This window comes from Nocardia terpenica (genome assembly GCF_013186535.1).
Lineage (GTDB): Bacteria > Actinomycetota > Actinomycetes > Mycobacteriales > Mycobacteriaceae > Nocardia > Nocardia terpenica.
In genome coordinates this window covers 1,043,039-1,067,740 of the sequence record NZ_JABMCZ010000005.1, presented here as the reverse complement: position 1 = coordinate 1,067,740, position 24,702 = coordinate 1,043,039, and the positions used below count along the sequence as shown (strand labels likewise).

The window sequence follows — 24,702 nt, the reverse complement described above, 5'->3', positions numbered from 1 at the left end:
TCCTCACATCGGAACTACCGGTGATCGTCGAATCCGTCGTCGCCGTAACCGGACTGCTCGGCGAGGAAGCGCTCGAACTCGGCGCCGAGTTCGTCGCCGGTGGGCAGGTCGGCCTCGCCGGCCAGCAGGCTGGACTGGCGCTCCTGCGCGGTGACGAAGCTGTCGTACTGGCGCTCGAGCGCGTGCACCACGGTCTCCACCTCGGCATTACCGGCGATGTGCTCGTTGACCTGCTCGCGCACCCGGGCCGCGGATTCGCTCAGCGCCGCCAGCGGCAGATCCAGCCCGGCGTTCTCGGCGACGTTCTCCAGAAGCGTCTGTGCCGCTTCGGGATACGCGGTCTGGGCGAGGTAGTGCGGCACGTGCACGGAGAAGCCGATCGACTCGTGGCCGTGCTGGGCCATGCGGTACTCCAGCAGCGAGGACGCGCTGCCGGGCACCTGCAGCTCACCCGGCCAGCGCTGGTGCTCGCCGATCAGGTCGCGGTCGCTGGCGTGCGCGGTGACGCCCAGCGGGCGGGTGTGCGGAATCGCCATCGGGATCGCGCTCAGGCCGATGGTGCGCCGGACCCCCAGCTGCTCGGCGAGTAGTCGCACCGCGGTGATGAACTTCTCCCAGCGCAGGTCCGGTTCCAGGCCGGCCAGCAGCAGGAACGGCGTCCCCGCGGTGTCACGCAGGGCCCACAGGTTCAGCTCCGGGTCGGCGTAGTCGGAGAAATGGTCGGTCTTGAAGGTCATGAGCGGTCGCCGGGAGCGGTAGTCGAGCAGCTCGTCCACATCGAACGAGGCGACCAGCTCGGCCTCGAGGCTCTCCCGCAGGTGGGTGGTGGCCAGGCGTACCGCGTGGCCGGCGTCGGTGAAACCCTCCAGCCCGTGCACCAGCACCGGACCCGCACCGTCCGCGGACGAGAGCTGGGGAGCGGGAAACTCCAACTCGTACATTCGCGACTCGTAGTCCATCGCGTACTCCTTCCTTCGGTCCACCACATCGGTCCGGCGGGCAACCGCCGCTGCCCGAGGTGGTCTCGCGGACCACCCCCATTGTCTCTCATATCGCCGACGGGCCGTTCCAGCCGGGTGGGCCGCACCCGCACAACAACACCGGGTTACCCGATCGACATTCCCGTTCGCGGGCGCGGGGAACCGCGCACGCCGCGCCGTTCGCTCTCGGCGAAACCCGCCGCCCGCCCGGCCGCATCGCTAGCGGCCCAGCAGCTGGGCGAGGGTTCCGCCGAGGACGCGGTCGCGGATCTCGCCCGCGCGGGTCACCCGTTCGACCGCGGCGCGGGCCAGGACGGGATCACCGTAGGGTGCGTCGGAACCGAACAGGGCGCGATCGGGGATCTCGGCGATCGCCAGCCGGATCGCGAAAATGATGCTGGCCGTGGACAGTTCGAGATACAGGGACGGGTGGTCGCGGACCAGTTCGATGGCGGTGAGCCAATTGGTCCCACCCAGTTGGCTGATCACCAGCGGGACCGTGCGGTAGCGGTCGGCGAGCGCGGCCAGCGTCCGCAGATCGTCGGCGGTAGTGGGGTCGAATCCGTGCACGACCACCGGCAGTCCGCCGTGATCGGCCGCCGCCGCCAGGACCGGCTCGATGATCGCGGCCCGGCCGGGTGGCGGTGTCAGCTCACCGATTCCGCGCAGGCCGCGCCCGGCCACCTCCCGATCGATGTAGTCCGCGATCCGCGCGCCCGGCAGATCCAGCCGGACCGTGCCGAAGCCGATGAACCGATCCGGATGGGCCGCGAGCGCGACATCGAGCTCCCGCCAGGCGATTCGATACGACTCCGGATCGACCTCGCCGCCCACCGCCGCGGTCAGCGCGGTCATCTGCGCGCGCAGCGAGGCCAGATCGGTGGCGCGCTCCGGATGCGGCCGGGTGGCGAACACCACCGCGCGGTCCACGCCCGCCTCGTCCAGCAGCGCGATATGACGGTCCACCGGATCGTGGACGTGGCTGTGTGCATCGATGATCAACGACATCTCCCTCGAACTGCTCCCGGCGACCGCGGAATACGGCCGCCACGGCAGTGTTGAACGTTGTCACTGTGACAAGGTCAAGATCGGGGGCACCGCATGCTGATCGGGCAGTTGGCCGAGCGAACCGGTGTCAGCGAGCGGCAGCTGCGCTACTACGAACAGGCGGGACTGCTGTCGTCGCGGCGGCGGGACAACGGCTACCGCGACTACGACGACTCCGCCGAACGGACGGTCCGGCAGATCCGGGCACTGCTCGCCGCGGGACTTCCGGTGCGGCTGATCCGGCAGGTGCTGCCCTGCGCGCTGGGCGACGGATCGCTGCGCCCGTGTCCCGGGGTGCTCGAAGCGCTACGCGGGCAACTGGATCGGCTCGATCGACGTGCGGCCGAGTTGGCCGATGCGCGGCAGATCTTGCGGCACACTATTGCGGTTGCCGAGAATGCGAGTGTGCGGCCGTGACCAGGCCGGACGACCGACCAGCCTGGTCAATGGGCCTGGTTTTTCCTGATCTGGTTTGCGCCATATAGAACTGATGTCCAGTTCGACGTCCCCGCGATTGTCGGACTGTGCACTGTGCGGGTCTTCGTGTCGCACTGGAGATTCCGTCGCAGGTCGGGCACGGTTTGATCGACTCGGCGGCGCGCGCTCGCCGACCATGATCGCGCACGGAATGTCTGAATCAGGCTGATTTGACAGTCACAAAAGGATTTTGCATCTGTACGTGCAAGCGTGTGCTGTACCGTTACAAGTGGTCTCTTTCTAACCCCCAACTCCCACTGAGCCGAGGCAGCCCCGATGTCGACAGCTGGGGACGCGCGGGTGCGACGACTGGCACCCGAAAGCGTCGATCTCACCGAATTCGCTTCGCTACTCACGTCCGAACTCGAACACGAATATCTGCTCCTGCTGGTTCCCTACGGATTGGAGGCCCATGCGCCCTCGCTCGCGGCCGGAAGGCTGATCCGCTCCCGCCTGGCCGCCACGGCGGCGGGGCTGCTGTCGGATCGGCTGATACGGCGTTGTGCCGCACTGGAAATGATGCACACCTCAACGCTGATCCACGACGACATCCTCGACCGCGGCACCGTGCGCCGGGGCCTGCCCACGTTGTGGAAGGCGGTCGGCCGCGAGCGGGCGCTGCTGATCGGAAACCTCGTCGCCGCCAGGGCTTTGGCGATCGCGCAGGCCGATTCCGCCGAGGCGGCGAACGTCTTCCTGGAGACCTGGCAGCGGGTGAACGTGGCCCAGCTGCGCGAGGTGAACGAACGCGGACGTGTCAAGGATCGGGCCGCGCACGTCGGCATCAGCATCGGCAAGGCCTCCGCCGCAATGGAACTCGGCCTGGTGATCGGCTGCATGTCCAGCCCGGGCTGGCCGGTCGACCTCACCCACCTGCGCGAGGCCGTCCGCGAATTCGGCCTCGGTTTCCAGTTCGCCGACGACGTCGAGGACGTGCGCGCGTGGCTGGGGGCGAGCGGGCCGCGGCGGTCGAAGGAGGCCGAATTCGATATCGATCTCGGCAATCTCACCCTGCCGGTCACCATCCTCGCCGAATCCGCCGGTGTCCGTTTCGAACCGGCGGGCCGCCGCAGCGTCCAGGTGTTACGCGCGCTGAGCCTGGAGGATTGGGAACCGTGCCTGCAGGCGACATTCCGCATCGCGCTCGATCATCTCGACCGCGCCCGTTGGCATCTCGATCGCGCCGAGGAGTTCAGCGGCGACCGGGAACTGGCGCGACGTGTCATCGAATGGGCCGACGAGATGATCGAATCCGTGCGCCGCAAGGGACTTGATATGACATTGAGCGAATTGCCCCAGGTGGCCCGATGATCCGGGCCGTCGTCTTCGATATCGGTGAATGCGTGGTCAATACCGAACGCGAATATCGCCGGTGGGCCCAATGGCTGGGCGTTCCGGCACACACCTTCGCCGCCGCGGTCGGGATGGCATTGGCCCGGGGGTTCGACGAGTACCACGCGCTGCGGCTGGTCGCTCCCGGTATCGACCCGGCCGCGGCGCGGGCCCGGCGCGCGGTCGAGGACGAGCTGGAGTATTTCACCGAGGACGATCTCTACCCCGATGTGCGGCCGGTGCTGACCGCGCTGCGGGCCCGCGGCGTGTGGACCGGCATCGCCGGCAACCAGACCCTCGAGACCCGCGACATCCTGCGATCGCTGCGCCTGCCGTGCGATCTCGTCGCCACCTCGGAGCAGTGGGGGGTGGCGAAGCCCGATCCGGCGTTCTTCCGGCGGCTGGTGCAGCACACCCCGTTCGAGCCGGGCGAGATTCTGTACGTGGGTGATCGACTCGACAACGACGTGCGCCCCGCGGCCGCGATGGGCCTGCACACCGCGCTCGTGCGCCGCGGGCCGTGGAGCCTGCTGCAATCGCCGGGCGCGGGCGACGAGCCCACCCTGCGGATCGGGGAGCTCACCGAGCTCGTGGGCCTGCTCGACCGGCTCGATCGCGATCCGCTGCGGGTATGACTCGCCCATATTCCGGTACGCCCGTACCGGCGTGGCGCGGCGTGCCGCACGCGGCGGGTTCGGCATAGTGAAGAGCGTGAACGAGCCGGATCCACCGGGCCGACGGCACCGGCTGCCCACCCGCCGCGGCGGGTGGCGCCGTGCGCTCGGCTGCGTGGCGCTGGGCTGCGTGCTGACCGCGTGCGGCTCGACCGTGCCCGGCCGGCCCACCGCCGACCCGTCGACGCCGAAGAACCGGCACATCGGCACGGCATTGGCGACGCTGCTGCCGAAGCAGGATCAGTTCCCGTCGCCCTATGCGGCGGTGGTGCCGCCCGCCGAGCAGGCCGCGCACATCGCGGGCGACCTGAGCGGAATCCCGCCGGGCGCCACCGTGGATCCGGCCGACTGCGCGCCGCCGCAGCGGCCGACCGGGCCCGACACGTCCGCCGTGGTGGTCGGCACCGACGCCGCCACGCGGACCACCCTCACCGTGCTGCTGACCCGCGTCGACACGCCGCTGTCGACGGTGCGGCAGCAGGCGCGGGGCTGCGGCACCGTGCACGTGCGCCGCGGCCCGATCACCGATACCGTGCTGACCCAACCCGATCCGGCGCCACCGGTGCGTGCCGACGACACGTTCGCGCTGCACCGCACGGTGACCGGCCCGGCGACCGGGCCGGGGCTGACCCGGTCGATGCGTACGCTGCTGGCGCAGGTGGGAGACGTGCGGATCGAGGCCACCGCCATGTCCTACGGCGACGGGCCGTCCGATCCGGCGGGGCTGGATCAGGTGTTCGTCGCGGCGGTGGAGGACGTGCGCGCGGGCTGACGGCGTCGCGCGAGCGGGCGATCGTATCAGCCTGTGCCGACAGGAATCTCGATCCGTGCACCCCGGCGCGGTGTCGTTCCACATGCCGGGCGGTTATCCCCAGGACCGCCGAAAGCCCAGGTCGGTGCGCGGGCGAGGGCGGCGGTGGCGCGCACGCTGAGGCCCATGACAGCTTCCGCCGATCGCCCCGCCGACAACGACGCCGCCCGCGTCACCGAGGACACCGCTCCGGGGTACTCGCCGCCGGACCTTCCCCGATACGACTGCGCCCGAGGGGAATCCACGCCCGAGCCGGACTGGCGGCACCCACTGCTGCGGGTGGAGCAGCCCGCGGAATTCATCGCCGCGATACCGGCCCTGCTGGGCTTCGTGCCGGAGCGCTCCCTGGTGGTGTGCCTGCTGCAGGACACCCCCGAGCGGCCCGGCGCGGTGTTCCTGGGCGCGGTGGCGCGCCACGACCTGGACGTGTCCGGCTGCGGCGCCTGGGTGCGGGTGGCCGGGCAACTCGCCGCGATCTGCGTGCAGGAGCGCGCCGTCGGGGTGGTGGTCCTGGTCGTCGACGATCGGGCGAGCGTCACCCGGGCGGGCCGCCCCGGCGCGCGGGCGAGCCGCCACCGCGACCTGATCCGGGCGCTCGGCGGCGCGCTGCGGGCCGCGGATGTCACCCTCGCCGACGCCTGGGCGGCGCGCGAGATCGCCACCGGCGCACCGTGGTGGAGCCTGACCGACCCGGAACGCACCGGCACCCAACAGGATCCGTCGGCCTCGCCGGTCACGCTCGCGCACGTGCTCGACGGCCGCCCGATCCGTTCCTCGCGCGCCGAGCTGCTGGCGACCGTCGAGGTGGACCGCGAACTCCGCGACGCGGTGGCCGCCGAACTGGAGCAGGCCGAGCTCACCGCGCGGCGGCTGTACCGGCGGGCCGTGAGCCGCAGCGCGCCGGGCGAATACCGCCGCGCCGCGCTGGAGATGGTGCTCTGGCAGATCGCGGCCGTCGGTTCCGCCGCCCCGATTCCACCGGACGCGGTCGCCGATGTGGCCGTCGCGCTGCGGGATTCGACGGTCCGCGACGCGCTGTTCGCGCTCGCCGTCGGCGAGCACGGGCGGGCGGCCGAGGAACTGTGGACCCGGCTGTGCCGCGCCCTGGACGGCCCCGACCGGGCCGAGGCCGCCACGCTGCTCGGCTACAGCGCCTACATTCGCGGCGACGGGCCGCTGGCCGGGGTCGCGCTCGAGGCGGCGCTGGAGGCCGACCCCAGCCACGGCATCGCCGGGCTGCTGGAGACGGCGCTGCGCACCGGGATGCATCCGCAGGAGATGCGCAAGCTGGCCCGCAGCGGGGCGCTGGCCGCGGCCGGACTCGGCGTAGATCTCGGGGTCGACCCGGCCGGGTGGCAGTCGTGACACCCGGTGCGGCCCAGGCCCGGACGCGGTCAGCGGGCGCTGTGCGCGCGGTCGCCGAGCGACCGCAGGAAGGCCCAGGCGTCGGCCACGATCTCGTCGAGATCGTTGTGCCGCGGGTTCCACCCCAGCTCGGCCACGGCCCGCTCGCTGGAGGCGACGAGCACCGCCGGATCCCCGGCCCGGCGCGGCGCGTTCACCGCCGCGATCGACCGTCCGGTGACCCGCTCGCAGGCCGAAATCACCTGGCGCACCGAGAAACCGGTGCCGCTGCCCAGATTGAAGAGGCGATGCGCACCCGGCCGCGACTGCGCCAGCGCCAGCAGATGCGCCTGCGCCAGATCGCGAATGTGGATGTAGTCGCGGATCGCGGTGCCGTCCGCGGTCGGGTAGTCGGTGCCGAACACCGAGATCGACTCCCGGTGGCCCAGCGCCGTCTGCAGCACCAGCGGAATGAGATGCGTTTCCACCACCCGGTTCTCGCCGAGCCCGCCGTAGGCGCCCGCGACGTTGAAGTAGCGCAGGCTGGTGGCCGCCAGCCCGTGCGCCACCGCGTAGGAGGTGATGGCGTGGTCGATGGCCAGCTTCGACGCGCCGTACGGATTCGTCGGGCGGGTCGGGGCGTCCTCGGTGATCGGCACCTGCTCGGGCTCGCCGTACACCGCGGCGGTCGAGGAGAACACCAGCCGCGGAGTTCCGGTGCGGCGCATGGCCTCCAGCAGGGCCAGGGTCTTGACCACGTTGCCGTACCAGTACTTCTCCGGCTGCTGCACCGACTCGCCGACCAGCGACTGCGCCGCGAAATGCAGGACGCCGTCGAAGGATTCGGATTCGATCAGCTCCACGCCGACGGTGGCGATATCGCCGTCGACGAACTTCGCGCCGTTCGGCACGCCCTCGGCATTACCGGTGGACAGATCGTCGACCACGACAACCTCGTGCCCGTCCTCGATCAGCACCTGTGCGCAGACGCCGCCGACGTATCCCGCGCCGCCCGTGACCAGAAGTTTCATGTATCAGACCAGCTTCACCTGAACCGCATGGGCCATCTCGTCGGACAATTCGAAACCCTCGTGCCCGGGCACCGAGATGACCACCGCGCCGGGCTTGGTCTCCACCGTCACGCGGGCATCGGGCACCACGCCCGCCTCGCGCAGCTGGTTGATGATCTCCGGGCCGGTCTGGATGTGCTCGGACAACCGGCGCACCACCACCGCCGACACCTGGCCGCTCGGCAGGTCCGACAGGCGGATCAGCTTCTCCTCGGCGCCCGAGGTCGGGATCACGCCCAATTCGTCCAGTCCCGGAATGGGATTGCCGTAGGGGGAGGTGGTGGGGTGATTGAGCACCTCGACGAGCCGGCGCTCGACGTCCTCGCTCATCACGTGCTCCCAGCGGCACGCCTCGGCGTGCACGTTCTGCCAGTCCAGGCCGATGACGTCGACCAGCAGGCGCTCGGCCAGCCGGTGCTTGCGCATGACCGCGACGGCCATGGCGCGGCCCTTCTCGGTCAGCTCGAGGTGGCGATCGCCGGCGACCAGCAACAATCCGTCGCGCTCCATGCGGGCAACCGTCTGGCTCACCGTCGGGCCGCTCTGCTCGAGGCGCTCGGCGATGCGCGCGCGCAGGGGCACGACGCCTTCCTCCTCGAGGTCGTAGATCGTACGGAGATACATCTCCGTGGTGTCGACCAGATCCTTCACCTGTTACCCCTTCGTCGGCACGAATTCTACCCACGCCCGGATCTCGCTCCGTGCGTCAGCATATTCGGCTTGTCCTGCGGAAACTTCGAACGCGCGGCGCGTCTCGGGGGCGCCCGGCCGCGGCGCGCCCGTACTGTCTTGCATTTCTACTGCATGACAACGACAAATTGGGTGCCCAGCTTCCCCGTGTTCGGTTCCGATGCAGGTAGCGCGCCCGGTGGCGGAGGTGCATTAGCGTGACAGCCATGGCACGTCGACCCTCCAGCGGCGCCACGGTGGTGTGGACCGATCGGTTTCTCGATTACACCTGGACCCCGGAGCATCCCATGAAACCGGCGCGGCTGCGGCTCACCATGGAATTGGCGCGCGGCCTCGGTCTGCTCGAGGGTGTCGAGACCGAGGCGCCCGGCCCGGCGGGCGAGGCCGACCTGCTGCGCATTCACACCCCCGCCTATGTCGAGGCCGTCCGGGGTGCGGTCCCGCCGCCACCGGGAACCGCGCTGCCGCTGGCGGCCCCGTTCGGGCTGGGCACGACGGACGATCCGATCTTCCCGCGCATGCACGAGGCGGCCTCGGTCCTGGTCGGCGGCACCCTGGCCGCGGCCGAGGCGATCGCGGCCGGGCGGACCCGGCGCGCGGTGAGCATCGCGGGCGGCATGCATCACGCGATGCCCGAGTCCGCCGCCGGATTCTGCGTGTACAACGATGTGGCCGTGGCGATTTCCTGGCTGCTCGACCACGGCTTCGACCGCATCGCCTACGTCGACGTCGACGTGCACCACGGCGACGGGGTGCAGCGCGCGTTCTACGGCGACCCCCGCGTGCTGACCGTCTCCCTGCACCAGCACCCGGCCACCCTGTGGCCCAACACCGGCTGGCCCGAGGAGACCGGCGCGGGCACGGCCGAGGGCACCGCGCTCAATCTCACGATGCTGCCCGGTACCCGGGATGCCCAGTGGCTGCGCGGTTTTCACGCGATCGTGCCGGGCGCGCTGGCGGCGTTCCGGCCGCAGCTGCTCGTCAGCCAGTGCGGGGTGGACACCCACCGCGAGGACCCGCTGGCCGATCTGGAACTCAGCGTCGACGGCCAGCGCGCGGCGTTCCTCGCGATGCGCGAACTCGCCGACCGGTACGCCGAGGGCCGCTGGCTGGCGGTGGGCGGCGGCGGGTACGGCGTGGTGCGGGTGGTGCCGCGCGCCTGGACCCACCTGCTGGCCGCGGCCCTGGACCGCGAGATCGACCCCGCCACCGCGGTTCCGGCCGACTGGGCCGAGCGGGCCCGCGCCTACGCGCCGTCCGTCGAGCCGCCGGGCACCATGGGCGACGGTGTCGACCCGGCCTTCGACCGCTGGGACGGCCCGGGCGGCACCCGCGAGACCGGCGACGAGCGCACCGACCGCGCGCAGCGCGCCCTCGACACCGCCGTATTGGCCACGCGCCGAGCGACTTTCGGGCTGCTGGGCCTGGACCCGGAGGACCCCCGTGACTGAACCCGCCGCGGGGCACGACAGCACGCCCCAGGACCCGCCCCCGCCGCCGCAGCACTGGGTGGCCGACGTGCTGGCCGCCGACGGCGGCGTGGTACGGGTGCGGCCGATCGCCCCCGCCGACGCCGAGGCGCTGCAGCGCTTCCACGCCGGGCTGTCCGACCGCACCCGCTACCTGCGCTACTTCGGGCCGTACCCGCGGATGACGCCGAAGGATCTGTACCGCACCACCCACGTCGACTACCGCGACCGGGTCGGCCTGGTCGTCGAGCTGGGCGCGGTGATCATCGCGGTCGGCCGCTACGAACTGCTGCCGGACCGGGAGGGCCCGCGGGCGGCCGAGGTGGCGTTCGTGGTCGCCGACGAGCATCAGGGTCGCGGTCTGGGCTCGATCCTGCTCGAGCATCTGGCGGGCGCGGCCGCCGAGAACGGCATCGAGACCTTCGTCGCCGAGGTGCTGGCGGAGAACAACGCGATGGTGACGGTGTTCCGCGACGCCGGATACCAGGTGCAGCGCAGCCGCGACGGCTCGGTGCTGCACCTGGAATTCGCCATCGACCCGACCGAAGCCCTGCTGTCGGTGCGGGATTCGCGCGAGCGCGCCTCGGAGGCGCGCAGCGTCGGCAATCTGCTCGCGCCGCGCTCGGTGGCGGTGATCGGCGCGACCCCCTCGTCGGGCCGGGTCGGCGGCGCGGTGCTGGCCAATCTGCTGTCCGGGGTGTTCCAGGGGCCGGTGTTCCCGGTCAACCCGAATCGCAGTTCGGTGCGCGGCGTGCGCGCCTATCCGACCGTGCGCGAGGTTCCCGACGAGGTGGACCTGGCGGTGGTGGCGGTGCCCGCGGGGGAGATCAAATCGGTGCTCGACGACTGTATGGCCAAGGGCGTCAAGGGCTTGGTGGTGCTCACCGCGGGGTTCTCCGAGATCGGCCCGGCCGGGTACGCCGCCGAACGCGATCTGGTGGCGGCGGCGCGCGGGCACGGCATGCGGGTGGTGGGCCCGAGCGCGCTCGGTATCGCCAATACCGATCCGGCGGTCTCGATGAACGCCACGCTGGCCCCGGTGCTGCCCGGCCGCGGCCGGATCGGATTCTTCTGCCAGTCCGGGCCGCTGGGTGCGGCGATCCTCGGTGAGGCCGCCGCCCGCAAGCTCGGACTGTCGACCTTCGTCTCGGCCGGTAACCGTGCCGACGTGTCGGGCAACGACATGCTGCAGTACTGGGACACCGACCCCGACACCGACGTGGTGCTGCTGTATCTGGAGACCTTCGGCAATCCGCGCAAGTTCTCCCGCATCGCGCGGCGGGTCGCGCGCGGGAAGCCGATCGTGGCGGTGAGCAGCGGGCGCAATGCCACGCACACCGCCGGGGCGCTGGACCCGAGCCATCCGCTGGACCGGTCGCTCGAGCGCGACCTGTTCGCGCAGGCGGGCATCGTGCAGGTGGACACCATCTCCGAATTGTTCGACTGCGCAATGCTGTTGGCGTACCAGCCGCTGCCGCCCGGCCCGCGGCTGGCGGTGATCGGCAACAGCGCCGCGCTGGGCTGGTTGGCGGTGGACGCGGCCCGCGGCGAGGGGCTGACCGCGGGCGCGCCGACCGATCTCGGCCCGCAGGCCGAGCCCGCCGACTATCTGACGGCCGTTGCGGCGGCGATGGATTCGTCGGACGTCGACGCGGTGATCGTGATCTTCGCCCCGCCGGTGCCGACCTCGGTGACCGCCTACGCCGAGGCGATCCGCGCGGGTGCGGGCGCGGGCGGCAAACCGGTGCTGACCACCTTCGTCGCCGATCTGGGCATGCCGAACCTGCTGGCCACCCGCGGCATCGGCGGCAGCCTCGAGCGCGGCTCGATCCCGTCCTATCCCGATCCGGAGCGGGCGGCGCGCGCCCTGGCTCGGGTGCGCCGCTACGCCGACTGGCGCACCCGCCCGGTGTCGCCGGTGCGCCGCCCCGCCGACGTGGACACCGAGCGGGCGCGAAATCTGGTGGGGGAGTGGATGCGTCGCGAACCGGACGGCGGCTGGCTGGCCGATCTGGAGGCGGTGCAGCTGCTGGACTGCTACGGCATCCGGGTGGTCGAGTTCCGGGAGGTGCGCGACCCGGAGGCGGCGGAGGCGGCCGCCGAGGAACTGGGCTATCCGGTCGCGGCCAAGGCCACCGGCGAGCTGTGGCGCAACCGGCCCGACCTCACCGGGGTGCGGCTAGATCTGTGGCGGCCCTCGGCGGTGCGGCGGGCCTACACCGATCTGGCCGAGGTCTCCGGCAACGAGGTGGTGCACATTCAGAAGATGGCCACCAAGGGCGTCGGCTGCGTGCTGCGGGTGCAGGACGATCCGTCGTTCGGTTCGGTGATCAGCTTCGGGCTGTCGGGCACCATCATCGATCTGCTGGGCGACCGGGTGTATCGGGCGCTGCCGCTGACCGAGGACGAATCGGCCGAACTGATCGACGCCCCGCGCGCCGCGCCGCTGCTGGATGGCAAGGCCGGGGTCGCGGGCCGCACCATCGGCGAGCCGGTGGACAAGCGGGCGCTGTCGGAGTTGGCCCGGCGCATCTCGGCGCTGTGCGACGACCTGCCGGAGATCCGGGAGCTGGCGGTGGAGCCGGCGCTGGCCTCGGCGCGGGGCGCGGCGATCCTGTACGCGCGGGTGCGCATCGGGCCCGAACCCAGCCGCTTCGACATCGGGCCGCGACGACTGGCCTGACCACCGGCGAACGGCGTTCCGGTACCCGCCCCGCTGCGAGGCGACCGGCGGTGCACAATACTGGCAGGCATGCGGGAAGATCAGATCGAAGCAGCGACCGCGCCGCTCCGGGACGACATCCGGTTCCTCGGCGCGATCCTCGGAGACACCATCCATGACCACGAGGGCGCGGAGGTGTTCGATCTCATCGAACGCGTCCGCGTCGAGGCCTTCCGGGTGCGCCGGTCGGAGGTGGAACGCAGCGCGGTGGCGGAGATGCTGCGCGATACCGACATTCACGTCGCGATCCCCCTGATCCGGGCGTTCAGCCACTTCCTGCTGCTGGCCAACCTGTGTGAGGACCTGCAGCGCGACCGGCGGCGTGCGGTGCACGTGGCCGCGGGCGAGCCGCCGCAGGACTCCAGCCTCGCCGCCACCTACCGCAAACTCGACGCCGCCGGGACCGACGGCGCCACGGTCGCCGAACAGCTCGCCGACGCGCTGGTCTCGCCGGTCATCACCGCCCACCCCACCGAGACCCGCCGCCGCACCGTCTTCGACGTGCAGGCCCGCATCACCGAGCTGATGCGCACCCGCCAGCGCTACACCCCGGCCGAACCCGAATACGCCGAGATCGACACCCAGCTGCGCCGCCAGGTGCTGGCGCTGTGGCGGGCCGCGCTGATTCGCCTGGCGCGCCTGCGGATTCAGGACGAGATCGAGGTCGGCCTGCGCTACTACGACATGTCGCTGCTGGAGGTGATCCCGCGCATCAACACCGAGGTGCGCGACGCGCTGCGCGCCCGCTGGCCGCAGTACGAGCTGCTGGAGCGGCCCATCCTGCGGCCGGGCTCGTGGATCGGCGGCGACCGCGACGGCAACCCGAACGTCACCGGCGAGGTGGTGCACCGCGCCACCCACCGCGCGGGTGCGGTCGCCTTCGCGCACTACCTGAAAGAGCTTGTCGGACTGGAGAAGTCGCTGTCGCAGTCGGCGCGGCTGGTGCGGATCACCCCGGAGCTGGCGCGGCTGGCCGACGCCGGGCACGACGACTCCCCGCAGCGCGCCGACGAACCGTACCGCCGGGCGGTGCGCGGCATCCGCGCCCGGCTCACCGCCTCGGCGCGGCGGGCGCTGGGCGAGGTGCCCGGCGACGCGGGCGTGGATACCGGTGCGCGCCCGTACGATTCGCCGCAGGAACTGCTGGACGATCTGGCCGTCGTGGACGCCTCGATGCGCGCCTCGGGCGACGGTCTGCTCGCCGACGACCGGCTGGCGGCGCTGCGCGGGGCCGTGCAGACCTTCGGATTCCACCTGCAGGGCCTGGACATGCGCCAGAACTCCGACGTGCACGAGCAGGTGGTGGCCGAGCTGTTCGCCTGGGCCGGTGTGCATTCCGACTACGCGAGCCTGCCCGAGGCGGAGCGGGTGCGGCTGCTCGCGGCGGAGCTGACCACGCGGCGGCCGCTGCTCGGCCCCGACGCGCGGCTGAGCGATCTGGCCGCCAAGGAGCTGGGCGTGGTGCGCGCGGCCAAGGCCGCCCTCGACGATCTGGGCCCGGACACGGTGCCCAACTACATCATCAGCATGTGCACCTCGGTCAGCGATGTGCTGGAGGCGGCGCTGCTGCTCAAGGAGGCCGGGATCCTCGATCCGGGCGACGCGCAGACCCCGCCGCACAGCCCGGTCGGGGTGGTGCCGCTGTTCGAGACCATCGACGACCTGCGGGCCGGGGCCGACACCCTGGTCGCCGCGCTGGAGGTGCCCGCCTATCACCGGCTGGTGGTGGCGCGCGGTATGCAGCAGGAGGTGATGCTCGGCTACTCCGACTCCAACAAGGACGGCGGGTACCTGGCCGCCAACTGGGCGCTGTACCGGGCCGAGCTCGATCTGGTGGAGGCGGCCCGCAAGACCGGAATCCGGTTGCGGCTGTTCCACGGTCGCGGCGGCACGGTCGGTCGCGGCGGCGGCCGCAGCTACGACGCGATCCTCGCCCAGCCGGCCGGTGCGGTGCGCGGGTCGCTGCGGCTCACCGAGCAGGGCGAGGTGATCTCCACCAAGTACGCCGACCGGCGCACCGCCCACCGCAACCTGGAGGCGCTGGTCGCGGGCACCCTGGAGTCGACCCTGCTGGACGTGGAGGGGCTGGGCGTCGGCGCCGACGCCGCCTACGAGATCTTCGACGAGCTGGCCGAGCTGGCCCGGCGGGCCTATGCGCGGCTGGTGCACGAAACCCCGGGATTCGTCGAGTACTTCCGCGCCTCCACCCCGATCGCGGAGGTCGCCGACCTCAATCTGGGTAGCCGCCCGGCCTCGCGCAAACCCACCAATTCCGTGAGCGACCTGCGCGCGATCCCGTGGGTGATGGCGTGGAGCCAGTCCCGGGTGATGCTGCCCGGCTGGTACGGCACCGGCACCGCGATCGAGCAGTGGCTGGGTGAGGACGAGTCGCGGCTGGCCGTCCTGTCGGATCTGTACCGGCGCTGGCCGTTCTTCCGCACGGTCATGTCGAATCTGGCGCAGGTGATGGCGAAGGCGGATATGGACATCGCCGCCCACTACGCGCAGCTGGTCGAGGATCCGGCGTTGCGGGACACCATCTTCGGGATGATCCGCGAGGAGTTCGAGCGCACGGTCCGCGCCCACGGCCTGATCACCGGTAGCGACCAGCTGCTGGCCGACAACCCCGCGCTCGCCGAATCCATCCGCAACCGCTTCCCGTACCTGGAGCCGCTCAACCGCATGCAGGTCGACCTGCTGCGCCGCCGCCGCGGCGGGGACGACTCGGAACTGGTCGAGCGCGGCATCCTGCTCACCATGAACGGTTTGGCGACGGCGCTGCGTAACTCGGGGTAGCGATCAGGAGTCGTCGCCGAGGTCGGTGATGAACATGTGCCCCGGCGCGTGCGTAATAGCCAGCGCGGGCCGGGACGCCATGATCACGGCCTGCGGGGTGACCCCGCAGGCCCAGAAGACCGGAACCTCGTCGGGCTCCGGCTCGATGGGATCACCGAAGTCGGGGTGGGCGAGGTCGGCGATGCCGATGGCCTCCGGGTCGCCGATATGCAGCGGGGCGCCGTGGGCCAGGGGAAGTGCGGCGGTGACGCGCCGTGCCGTCGCGACGCTGTCGCGATGGATCGGCCGCATGGACACGACCACGGGTCCGTGAAACCGCCCGGCCGGAACACAGGTCAGCCGGGTCACGAACATGGGCACATTGCGGCCCGACTCCTGATGCCGCAGCCGCACGCCCGCCGCCAGCAGCCGCGCCTCGGCGGTGAAGCTGCAGCCGAGCAGGAAGGCGACACCGTCGTCCGGCCACACCTCCCGCACATCGGTCGGCTCGGCCGCCAGCACCCCGTCCAGGTACACGCGATAGCGCGGCAGATCGGTGCGCAGGTCCGAACCCGGTGCGGCACACCGTGGTTCGGGATCGCCGGGCGCGGTCGCCTCGATCAGCGGCAGCGGCTGCGGGTTGGCCGCGCACAGGGCGCGGAACTCCGCCGCCGCCTCCGCCGGAAGAACCACCAGATTGGCCTGCACGAAGCCGAGGCACATGCCGCTGGTCACCCCGCTCGACCCGCCGGACCGGAAGCGTGCGCGGGCCACCGCAGGCGCCGCACGATCGAGATCACTCATATAGCGATGCTAGGGGGCGGAAAAAGGTAGGTTTTCTCCTACGGTTGACAGGTAGGCGAAATCCTACCTATATTCTGGGGCGTGACCACGTCACAGATCGGAGGGGCGATGCCGCATCGCGTGAAATCCAGCAGTACCGACCTGGTGTTCGGGGCGCTCGCCAACCCCACCCGGCGCGACATTCTCGACCTGCTGCTGGAGGGGGAACAGACGGTGCTGGTCATCGCCGAGCGGTTCGACATGGCCCGGCCCAGCGTGTCCGAACACCTGAAGGTGTTGCGCGACTGCGGCTTGGTCACAGAGGAGAAGCGCGGACGCTTCCGCTACTACCGGGTCGAACCGCAGCCCCTGCACGACCTGCAGTCCTGGCTCGACCCCTTCGAACGCTACTGGCGTGCCCGGCTGCGTGATCTGGGCGAGGTACTCGACGCCATGCCCGACGAGGCCGACCACCGAACGGAGACCACATGACCACCGACGACCCGACCACGATCGAACTCGACCACTTCTACCCGCACCCGCCCGCCAAGGTGTGGCGGGCGCTGACCACACCGGAACTGATGGCGCAGTGGATGATGCAGTCCACCGGCTTCGAACCGGTCGTCGGCACCGTCTTCCACATGCGAGGGCGGGCGGTCCCGCAGACCGGCTTCTCCGGCGAGATCCGCTGCGAGGTCCTGGAAGTCGTCGCCCCCGAACGCCTGAGCATGTCCTGGAGCGACGCGCAGGCCGACACCGACACCGGATGGGTCATCACCTGGCGGCTGCGCCCGGAGGGCACCGGCACCCGAATGCTGTTCACCCACACCGGCTTCGACCCGGACGACCCGACCTCGCAACTGTCCCGCACGATCATGCGCGGCGGCTGGCCCGGCATGCTGGAGCGGCTGGCCATCACGTTGGATGCCCCGGCCAAAAGCGTGCCGGGGCCGACGGGTTGAGAGCGTGCCCGGGTCGACGGGTTGAGAGCGTGCCCGGGTCGACGGGTTGAGAGCGTGCCCGGGTCGACGAGTTCAGAGCGTGCCGGGGTCGACGAGTTCAGAGCGTGTCGGGCCGACGGGTTGAGGTGTTGGGCCGACCGGTTGGGGTGCGGGGGCGACCGGTTGGGGTGCGGGGGCGACGAATTGAGCCGGGTCAGCCCAGGGGGACGCAGGACGAGCCGAGGTTGATGCCGTTGGATACGTGTACCGTGAGGCGGTTCAGGGCATCGGCGGGGTCGATGTAGGAACCGATGGCGACGGCGCTGATGATGTGGTCGCCCGGGGCGCTCGGGGTCCAGGCGATGCTGGCCTGCATGCTGCCACCCTGGTTGGTTACCTGCACGCGGCCCAGGTAGTCCAGGTTGTCGTAGAAGTCCAGGCTCATCGGGTTGCTGGAGGTGGTCGTGGCGGTGACCTGTGTCTGGCAGCCCTGCACGGCGGTGCCGGTCACGGTCATCGTGGTGCTCGCCGCCGCGGGCCCGGCGCCGAGTGCGACGGCCGCCGCGCCGCCCAGCGCGACACCGGTGATGCGAACCAGCTTAGATGCCATGATCTTTCCCTCCGTGCACCGATGCCGCGACGCGGGATTTCGCGCCCGACGACTGCGGCCATCCTAACGGCCCAGGCGCACAACACAACCCGGCGCCGGCCGGTTCGCGCAGTACCCGGAGGGGACGGGACGCGCGCCCGCCGGCCGGCGCCTCCGGTATGACCACCGAACCCACCATGACGAGCACACTGCGTCATTCCAGCGTGATGCGCGGCGAACGGAAACACAAGCGGTGTGGCGCGTACGCGCCCCCGTCCGCGCACCGCCACGGCGGCCGCCGCACAGGCTGCGGCGAACCACCGTGGCGGTGCGACAGAGGAGCTGGGCCGGGTTCCGGTCGGCCCAGCGTCTTGGGGCAGCGGTCGAATCAGCTGGCGTAGGCGCGCAGGCGGTCGGCCCGCTCGCCCTTGCGGAGCTTGGACATGACCTCGCGCTCGATCTGGCGGACCCGCTCGCGGGACAGGCCGAACAGCTTGCCGATCTGGTCCAGGGTGCGCGGCTGGCCGTCGTCGAGGCCGAAGCGCAGCCGGATGACCTGCTGCTCGCGCTCGTCCAGGGTGGCGAGCACGCTGCGCACGTCGCGGTGCATGAGACCGGCGATGACGGCACTCTCGGCCGAGGTGGCCTCGGAGTCCTCGATGAAGTCGCCCAGCGGGGCCTCTTCGTCGTTGCCGACCGGCATGTCCAGGCTGACCGGGTCGCGGCTGTGGTCGAGCAGGTCGGCGATCTTGTCGACCGGGATGCCCGACTCGTTGGCCAGCTCGTCGTCGGTGGCCTCGCGGCCGAGCTGCTGGTGCAGCTCGCGCTTGATGCGGGCCAGCTTGTTGACCTGCTCGACGAGGTGGACGGGGAGCCGGATGGTGCGGCTCTGGTCGGCCATGCCACGGGTGATGGCCTGCCGGATCCACCAGGTGGCGTAGGTGGAGAACTTGAAGCCCTTGGTGTAGTCGAACTTCTCCATCGCCCGGATCAGGCCCAGGTTGCCCTCCTGGATCAGGTCCAGCAGCGGCATGCCGCGGCCGGTGTAGCGCTTGGCCAGCGACACCACGAGCCGCAGGTTGGCCTCGAGCAGATGCTGCCGGGCGGCCTGGCCGTCCCGGACGAGGAATGCCAGATCGCGCTTGCGAGTGGCCGACAGTCGCTTCCCGGTCTCCAACAGGTGTTGGGCGTAGAGGCCCGCCTCGATGCGCTTGGCCAGCTCGACCTCGTCGGCCGCCGTGAGCAGCGCCGTCTTGCCGATCCCGTTCAGGTACACGCGTACCAGGTCGGCGGCGGGGCTCTGGGCGTCGAGGTCGGAATCGCTGGCGCGCACTGCAGTGGTGGCGGGGCTTGTCATGACTTGCCTCCTGTCGGTGGTGTCTCACTCCGAACAACGGACCCGACACCGGGAAAGTTCCCCGCCACCACATCCATAAACCGTTGCTGAGCTGCGGCTTTCGTCACTGCCATCTGAGAAGTTCCTAAGAAGGGCGTATATTGTGCACCTTCGGGAACTTCGTTGCCGGACGGCTATCCCGGCAGAACCGAATCGTGATGTGGCGTCAGGCCGCAGGCACCGGATGGACGAGGCCGTGCCCGACCAGTCCGGTGACGATGTCCAGCGCGGCGGCGCGGAACTCCGCGGTGGCGGAGGTGCCGGTTCGGCCGATTGCGAGCAATTCGACCAACTCCTCCAACGGCAGCCCCTCCGCGCGCATTCCCGCGAGCAGGGCCGCGATATCGTCGTCGATCTCGTGCTGCCAGCGCGGTCCGTCGCCGCGGTGCAGGCGGGCCACCCGCTGCTCCCAGCCCTGCGCGCCGGGCAGATACACCCGTTCCAGCGCGGTCGCCGGGTCCACGGTGAAGCGCGCCGACCAGGCGAGGTCGTCGTCCGCGGCGACCGCGCGCAGCCAGGCCGACCGTTCGAAGTAGGCGGTCGCCTCGGCGCCCAGCGGGTCGTCGAAGCCGTGCGTCAGGTCCTCGGCGAGCAGTTCGGTGGGGTCGTCGGTGGCGCGGAGATAGACGAATCCGAAGCCGACGCCCTCGACGTCGGCGGCCTCGAACGCGGCCAGCCACCGCTCGGCCTCCCGCTGCGCCTGCGGGTCGCGCGGATCGAGCCCGGCGTCGCGCAGCCAGGTGCCGACGTACAGGCCCGGGTCGGCGATATCGCGCTGCACGATCCAGGCATCGACGCCGTGGTCGGGCAGCCAGTCCGACACCCGGGCGCGCCAATCCTGGCCCGCCACATGGACCCACGAGGCCAGCATGGCCGCGGTGCCGCCGGGCGCCAGGACCTGCGGGGCCTGGGAGATGACCAGTTCGCTGGCGCCGTCGAGGGCGAGCCCGGAGTCCCGATAGGTGTGCTCGACGCGGGCCGGGCCGACCACGAACGGCGGATTGGCGACCACCTGGTCGAAGCGGCGGCCCGCGACGGGTTCGAACCAGGAGCCCGCCAGCAGTTCGAGGTCGAGGCCGTTGAGCGCGGCGGTGGCCTCGGCCAGCCACAGCGCCCGCCGGTTGACGTCGGTGCCGGTCACGGTGTTCGCGTAGGCCGCCGCGTGCACGGCCTGGATGCCGCAGCCGGTGCCCAGGTCCAGTACCGAGCCGACCGGCCGGGTCGGGGTCGCGCGCAGCAGCGACAGCGACGCGTGGCCGACGCCGAGCACGTGCTCGGTGGTCAGCGATCGCCGGGTCATCGAGTCGTCCAGGTCCGAGAGCGCCCAGCGGGTGCCCGCGCCCAGATCGAGCGGGCGCAGATCGAGCGCGGCCCGCACCCGGTCGCCGTCGCGGTCGAGCAGACCGGCGGCAACCGCGCGGTCCAGGTCGAGCGGGGCCAGCGCCGCGGCGACCTCGCGTTCGGGGAGAGCGTCGCCGAGCAGCAGCAGCCGGACCAGCGTGCCCAGCTCCCCGGCGTCACGCACGGCGCGGCGCACCGGGACCGGTTCGGACCGGCCGAGGGCGGCGTGCGCGTCGTCGCCGAGCGCGGCGAGCAGGGTGTCGGCGTCGTAGCGGGCGCGGGTCAGCGCGGCGCGCAGCTGCGGGGCCAGTGCGGCGAGCTCGGACGCGGTGGTCGTCTCATTCGTCGGCATAGCTGCGAACTCTGCCACCGCAATCGCCGGGCATTCGGTAGCGGGGCCGAATCACGACGCCGCGGCGCGGAAGGTCTTGCGGTAGGCCAGCGGTGGCACACCCAGTTCGGCGCGCATGTGGTGGCGCAGCGAGCTGGCGGTGCCCAGCCCGGCGGCGCGGGCGACCTCGTCGATGGGCAGCTCGGTGGCCTCCAGCAGTTGGCGGGCGTGCCGCAACCGCTGTTGCAGCAGCCAGGCGCCGGGCGCCACACCGGTCTCGGCCTTGAACCGCCGGGTGAAGGTGCGCACGCTCATGCGGGCGTGCGCCGACAGCGCGGCCAGGTCGAGATCGCGGTCCAGGTGCTGCAGCGCCCAGGCCCGGGTGGGCGCGGTGCCGTCGGAGCCGATCTCGGGCACCTGCCGGTCGATGAACTGGGACTGGCCGCCCTCGCGCCAGGGCGGCACCACGCAGTAGCGGGCCGCCCGATTGGCCACGCCGCTGCCGTGGTCGGTGCGCAGCAGGTGCAGGCACAGATCGACCCCGGCGGCCAGACCCGCTGCGGTGCAGATGTTTCCGTCCTCCACGAACAGCATGTTCTCGTCCAGCCGCACCCGCGGATACAGCCTGCGGAAATCGTCGGCGTGCCACCAGTGCGTGGTCGCGCGGCGGTCGTCGAGCAGGCCCGCCGCGCCCAGCACGAACGCGCCGGTGCAGATGGACACGATGCGGGCCTGCGGCCGGATGGTGGCCAGCGCCTCGGCCAGCCGCGGGGGCAGCGTGCCCCGGTAGCGGGGCTCGGGCATGGTGGTGCCGGGCACGATCACCGTGTCGGCGGTGGCCAGCGCCTCCGGCCCCGCGGCCGGGACGATGGCGTAGCCCTTCGTCGCCGGGACGGGCGCGGTGTCCAGGCCGCAGACGGTCACCTCGTAGAGGGGTTCGCCGTCGGCCGAGTACGCCTCGCCCAGCACGGTGGGTGGAATCGTGAGATCGAAACCGACGACCGGTGCCAGCGCCAGGACCGCCACGCGGTGCGGTGTCTCGGTCATGCGCGGCCCGTGTCCGGGTCGCGGCCGGTGAGGCAGTACACGCCGCCCGCCGGGTCGTTCATGACCGTCCAGTGCGCGCCCTGGGAGATCCGCCGCGCGCCCAGCGATTCGTGCCAGGCGGCGACGGCCTCGCGATCCGAGCACGCCATGTCGACGTGGGCGGCGGCCGGACGATTCTCGTCCAAGCGCTGCAACAGGATTCGCACCGGCATGCGGCGCGGCGGCACCAGCCGGGTGAATTCCGCCAGCGTGGCCGATTGCAGCTGCCAGCTGGTGAGCTCGGCCCAGAACCGGATCTCGTCGGCGTAGCCGTCCCGGCCGATATCGAGGCAGATCTGGTCGAGGCGGCTGCGGACGCCGCCGGGGCCGACGGTCGGCTCCGGTATCCGCGTGCCGTCCTCGGTGGTCAGGCAGAACGCCTGGCCCTGCGGTGAACGGAACGCCGACCAGCCGTCGTGGTCGGACAGCGTGGTCGCGCCGAGCGCCAGGGCTCGGGCGCGGGCGGCGTCGAGATCGTCGACATCGAAGTCCGGGTGCGCGCCCCCGGCGTCGCCTACCGCCTGCGCGCGCAGATACGAATCGCCCTGCGCCGGAATCAACTCCGCGAATTCGCTGTTGCGGCCCGTCCGCTCGGAGGGCCTGCTGCCGGTCACGGTGGCCCAGAAGGCGAACGCCTCGTCGAATCGATCGACCGGGCGGTCGAGGAATGCCCAGTTCCAGCGGATCATGCTGTCCTCCAACGGGTTGGCCAGATCTTGACGGATTGTGGCATTCAGGCCACTCGTCCGGCAACCGGATTTCCTGCACGATCCCCAGGGTGACCGAATTGCAAGACCCCTCTCCGCCAAGGGAATCCGTCGTCGTTGCCGCGCCGCGCGTACATCCGGCCTGGTACGTCGCCGTGGTCGGCTTTATCGCGCTGATCGGGGCGGGCGGGTTCCGGTCGGTGCCCAGCGTGCTGATGGATCCGCTGCATGCCGAATTCGGCTGGTCGCATGGGACCATCGGCGCGGCGGTATCGCTGAATATGCTGCTGTACGGGGTGATTTCGCCGTTCGCTGCGGCGCTGATGGATCGCTTCGGTATCCGCCGGGTGGTCGCGTGCGCACTGGTCCTGGTGGCCGCCGGGGCCGGGCTGACCGTGTTCATGACCCGGCCGTGGCAGCTGATGGCCACCTGGGGGCTGCTGGTCGGCGTGGGCGTGGGCTCGATGTCGATGCCGTTCGTGGCCACCATCACCGGACGCTGGTTCGTGCGGCACCGCGGCCTGGTGACCGGCGTGCTCACCGCGGCCGGGGCCACCGGTCAGCTGGTGTTCCTGCCGCTGATCTCGGCGCTGGCGCAGGCACACGGGTGGCGGGTGCCGTCGCTGGTGGTGGCGGCCACGGCGCTGGCGGTGGTGCCGCTGGTGCTGCTGTTCATCCGCGATTTCCCCAGCGATGCCGGGGTGCGCGCCTACGGCGCCGAACCGGGCAGCACGGTCGGCGTGCGCACGGTGGCGCGCGGCGGCGCGGCCCGGGCGGTGACGGTGCTCGCGCGGGTGGTGCGCACGCCCCAGTTCTGGCTGCTGGCAGGCGGATTCATGGTGTGCGGGGCCACCACCAACGGCCTGGTCGGTACGCATTTCGTGAGCGCCGCCCACGATCACGGCATGCCGCCCACCACCGCGGCCGGGCTGCTGGCCACGGTCGGCATCTTCGATGTGGCGGGCACGGTCGCCTCGGGCTGGCTCACCGACCGCCTCGACTCCCGGTTCCTGCTGGTCGGCTACTACACGCTGCGCGGGCTATCGCTGCTGATCCTGCCGTCGCTGTTCGCGGCCGATACCCGGCCCAGCATGTGGGTGTTCATCATCTTCTACGGCCTGGACTGGATCGCCACCGTGCCGCCCACGGTCGCGCTGTGCCGCAGGCACTTCGGCGACGACGGCCCGGTGGCCTTCGGCTGGGTGTTCGCCTCCCACCAGATCGGCGCCGCCCTCGCGGCCACCGGCGCGGGCGTCATCCGCGATATGCAGGGCAGCTACGACCTGGCCTGGTACATCGCGGGCGGGCTGTGCGCGCTGGCGGCGGTGATGTCCGGGCTGATCCGGGTGCGGTCGCGCTCAGCCGTCGATGGCGCGGTGATGGCCTGATTCGAGCGCCTTGGCGGCCCGCCGCTCGTCCCAGCGACTGGGTTCGTCCTTGCGCCGGGGCGGGCGGTCGTTGGCGATGAGCACCGCGATCCACGGCAGCGGAATGGACACGCCGATGATGGCCAGCGAGATGACCCAGTTGCCCCACAGGCTGTAGGCCACCGCGGCCAGGACCAGGCAGGGGATGCGGAATCCCATCAGGATCGAATACCGCTTCACGCGGTCGCGATGCTGCTGTTCCAGCGACGGCGCGGCCTCGGTGATCAGAGCCGGATGCTTCTGCTCACCGGGGAAGAAACCCTCGGCCGGGCGGGGCGGACGGGGAACCGAACCGGGCGGACGCCTCTCGAACTCGGGGCGCTCACCACCGTCGCGGACCTCGTCGCGGGGCTCGGCCTCGGAGGAGTCGCCGTCACGCTGCATACCCCCGAGTCTGGCACTGTCGAAGATCGAATGCACACGCGGTGGCATCATGGAACGGGTGAGCACCGATACCCTCGTTCGCCCCGACACCACCACCGACGAGACCACCGACAGCGACGTCCCCAAGTTCTTCCACTACGTGAAGAAGGACAAGATCGCCGAAAGCGCCGTCATGGGCACCCACGTAGTAGCCCTCTGCGGCGAGGTCTTCCCGGTCACCCGCTCCGCCAAGCCCGGCTCCCCGGTCTGCCCGGACTGCAAGCGGATCTACGAGATGATGAAGAAGGACTAGCGCTCCCGCGGATCGAACTCGAAGGCGCTCCGGT

23 protein-coding genes are annotated in these 24,702 nt (G+C 71.3%); 12 read left to right on the top strand and 11 right to left on the bottom strand.

The window, feature by feature from the left end:
• Positions 1-14: 14 nt before the first annotated feature.
• Positions 15-959: a proteasome assembly chaperone family protein gene (locus HPY32_RS40625; protein ID WP_067587235.1), complete on the bottom strand. Its 945-nt coding sequence runs from the start codon at positions 957-959 to the stop codon at positions 15-17.
• A gap of 240 nt (positions 960-1,199) precedes the next feature.
• Entirely contained in the window at positions 1,200-1,982 is a 783-nt protein-coding gene (locus HPY32_RS40620; RefSeq protein WP_067595658.1) for an amidohydrolase family protein, read from the bottom strand.
• A gap of 99 nt (positions 1,983-2,081) precedes the next feature.
• Between HPY32_RS40620 and HPY32_RS40615 the strand changes: the two genes are divergently transcribed.
• The 5 genes from HPY32_RS40615 to HPY32_RS40595 all read left to right on the top strand — a co-directional run bounded on the left by HPY32_RS40615 (position 2,082) and on the right by HPY32_RS40595 (position 6,686).
• Entirely contained in the window at positions 2,082-2,444 is a 363-nt protein-coding gene (locus tag HPY32_RS40615) for a MerR family transcriptional regulator (protein ID WP_067587238.1), read from the top strand.
• 336 nt (positions 2,445-2,780) lie between these two features.
• Positions 2,781-3,815, top strand: a complete 1,035-nt coding sequence (locus HPY32_RS40610) for a polyprenyl synthetase family protein (protein WP_082871305.1) — start codon at positions 2,781-2,783, stop codon at positions 3,813-3,815.
• Positions 3,812-4,471, top strand: coding sequence for an HAD family hydrolase (locus tag HPY32_RS40605; protein WP_067587245.1), 660 nt, complete (start codon positions 3,812-3,814; stop codon positions 4,469-4,471). Before HPY32_RS40610 ends, HPY32_RS40605 begins: the two co-directional genes overlap by 4 nt.
• Positions 4,472-4,547: 76 nt before the next feature.
• Positions 4,548-5,282, top strand: a complete 735-nt coding sequence (locus HPY32_RS40600) for a DUF5642 family protein (RefSeq protein ID WP_231951611.1) — start codon at positions 4,548-4,550, stop codon at positions 5,280-5,282.
• Positions 5,283-5,447: 165 nt separating this feature from the next.
• Entirely contained in the window at positions 5,448-6,686 is a 1,239-nt protein-coding gene (locus HPY32_RS40595) for a DUF4192 domain-containing protein (RefSeq protein ID WP_156674411.1), read from the top strand.
• Between the two features lie 29 nt (positions 6,687-6,715).
• Here the strand turns inward: HPY32_RS40595 and galE are convergent, their stop codons facing one another.
• Entirely contained in the window at positions 6,716-7,696 is a 981-nt protein-coding gene (gene galE / locus HPY32_RS40590) for a UDP-glucose 4-epimerase GalE (RefSeq protein WP_067587248.1), read from the bottom strand.
• Positions 7,697-7,699: 3 nt separating this feature from the next.
• The gene (locus HPY32_RS40585; protein ID WP_067587251.1) at positions 7,700-8,386 is read right to left on the bottom strand and encodes an iron-dependent transcriptional repressor DtxR; all 687 of its coding nucleotides are present in this window, start codon (positions 8,384-8,386) and stop codon (positions 7,700-7,702) included.
• Positions 8,387-8,631: 245 nt separating this feature from the next.
• Between HPY32_RS40585 and HPY32_RS40580 the strand changes: the two genes are divergently transcribed.
• The 3 genes from HPY32_RS40580 (at position 8,632) to ppc (ending at position 15,412) form a co-directional block, all read left to right on the top strand.
• Positions 8,632-9,876: an acetoin utilization protein AcuC gene (locus tag HPY32_RS40580; RefSeq protein WP_067587254.1), complete on the top strand. Its 1,245-nt coding sequence runs from the start codon at positions 8,632-8,634 to the stop codon at positions 9,874-9,876.
• A complete protein-coding gene (locus HPY32_RS40575; RefSeq protein WP_067587257.1) occupies positions 9,869-12,577 on the top strand; it encodes a bifunctional acetate--CoA ligase family protein/GNAT family N-acetyltransferase in 2,709 nt (902 codons plus the stop codon). Before HPY32_RS40580 ends, HPY32_RS40575 begins: the two co-directional genes overlap by 8 nt.
• A gap of 69 nt (positions 12,578-12,646) precedes the next feature.
• Positions 12,647-15,412 carry a phosphoenolpyruvate carboxylase gene (gene ppc, locus HPY32_RS40570; protein WP_067587260.1) on the top strand — a complete coding sequence of 922 codons (2,766 nt, stop codon included), beginning with the start codon at positions 12,647-12,649 and terminating at the stop codon, positions 15,410-15,412.
• A 3-nt stretch (positions 15,413-15,415) separates the two neighbouring features.
• Here the strand turns inward: ppc and HPY32_RS40565 are convergent, their stop codons facing one another.
• Positions 15,416-16,195: a putative hydro-lyase gene (locus tag HPY32_RS40565; protein WP_067587262.1), complete on the bottom strand. Its 780-nt coding sequence runs from the start codon at positions 16,193-16,195 to the stop codon at positions 15,416-15,418.
• Between the two features lie 81 nt (positions 16,196-16,276).
• On the opposite strand from HPY32_RS40565, the gene HPY32_RS40560 reads away from it, so the two are divergent.
• A complete protein-coding gene (locus HPY32_RS40560; protein WP_373686716.1) occupies positions 16,277-16,666 on the top strand; it encodes an ArsR/SmtB family transcription factor in 390 nt (129 codons plus the stop codon).
• The gene (locus HPY32_RS40555; RefSeq protein ID WP_067587268.1) at positions 16,663-17,136 is read left to right on the top strand and encodes an SRPBCC family protein; all 474 of its coding nucleotides are present in this window, start codon (positions 16,663-16,665) and stop codon (positions 17,134-17,136) included. Before HPY32_RS40560 ends, HPY32_RS40555 begins: the two co-directional genes overlap by 4 nt.
• A 193-nt stretch (positions 17,137-17,329) precedes the next feature.
• Here HPY32_RS40555 and HPY32_RS40550 read toward each other — a convergent pair whose 3' ends face one another.
• From HPY32_RS40550 to HPY32_RS40530, 5 genes are all read right to left on the bottom strand, one after another.
• The gene (locus HPY32_RS40550) at positions 17,330-17,725 is read right to left on the bottom strand and encodes a hypothetical protein (RefSeq protein ID WP_067587271.1); all 396 of its coding nucleotides are present in this window, start codon (positions 17,723-17,725) and stop codon (positions 17,330-17,332) included.
• A 367-nt stretch (positions 17,726-18,092) separates the two neighbouring features.
• Positions 18,093-19,061: a sigma-70 family RNA polymerase sigma factor gene (locus tag HPY32_RS40545; protein WP_067587273.1), complete on the bottom strand. Its 969-nt coding sequence runs from the start codon at positions 19,059-19,061 to the stop codon at positions 18,093-18,095.
• A gap of 205 nt (positions 19,062-19,266) precedes the next feature.
• Positions 19,267-20,793: a DUF7782 domain-containing protein gene (locus HPY32_RS40540; protein WP_067587276.1), complete on the bottom strand. Its 1,527-nt coding sequence runs from the start codon at positions 20,791-20,793 to the stop codon at positions 19,267-19,269.
• A 51-nt stretch (positions 20,794-20,844) separates the two neighbouring features.
• Complete coding sequence (locus HPY32_RS40535; protein ID WP_067587279.1) at positions 20,845-21,819, bottom strand: GlxA family transcriptional regulator; 975 nt, start codon at positions 21,817-21,819, stop codon at positions 20,845-20,847.
• Positions 21,816-22,547 (bottom strand): VOC family protein, encoded by a 732-nt coding sequence (locus HPY32_RS40530; RefSeq protein WP_067587282.1) that lies wholly within the window; start codon positions 22,545-22,547, stop codon positions 21,816-21,818. The genes HPY32_RS40535 and HPY32_RS40530 overlap by 4 nt, the downstream gene beginning before the upstream one ends.
• Before the next feature lie 89 nt (positions 22,548-22,636).
• On the opposite strand from HPY32_RS40530, the gene HPY32_RS40525 reads away from it, so the two are divergent.
• Complete coding sequence (locus HPY32_RS40525; protein WP_067587285.1) at positions 22,637-23,953, top strand: MFS transporter; 1,317 nt, start codon at positions 22,637-22,639, stop codon at positions 23,951-23,953.
• Here HPY32_RS40525 and HPY32_RS40520 read toward each other — a convergent pair.
• Positions 23,924-24,376: a DUF3099 domain-containing protein gene (locus HPY32_RS40520; RefSeq protein ID WP_082871817.1), complete on the bottom strand. Its 453-nt coding sequence runs from the start codon at positions 24,374-24,376 to the stop codon at positions 23,924-23,926. The two genes, HPY32_RS40525 and HPY32_RS40520, sit on opposite strands and share 30 nt — an antisense overlap.
• A gap of 58 nt (positions 24,377-24,434) precedes the next feature.
• Here HPY32_RS40520 and HPY32_RS40515 point away from each other — a divergent pair, with 58 nt between their 5' ends.
• Positions 24,435-24,668: a DUF3039 domain-containing protein gene (locus tag HPY32_RS40515; protein WP_067595665.1), complete on the top strand. Its 234-nt coding sequence runs from the start codon at positions 24,435-24,437 to the stop codon at positions 24,666-24,668.
• Positions 24,669-24,702: the final 34 nt, after the last annotated feature.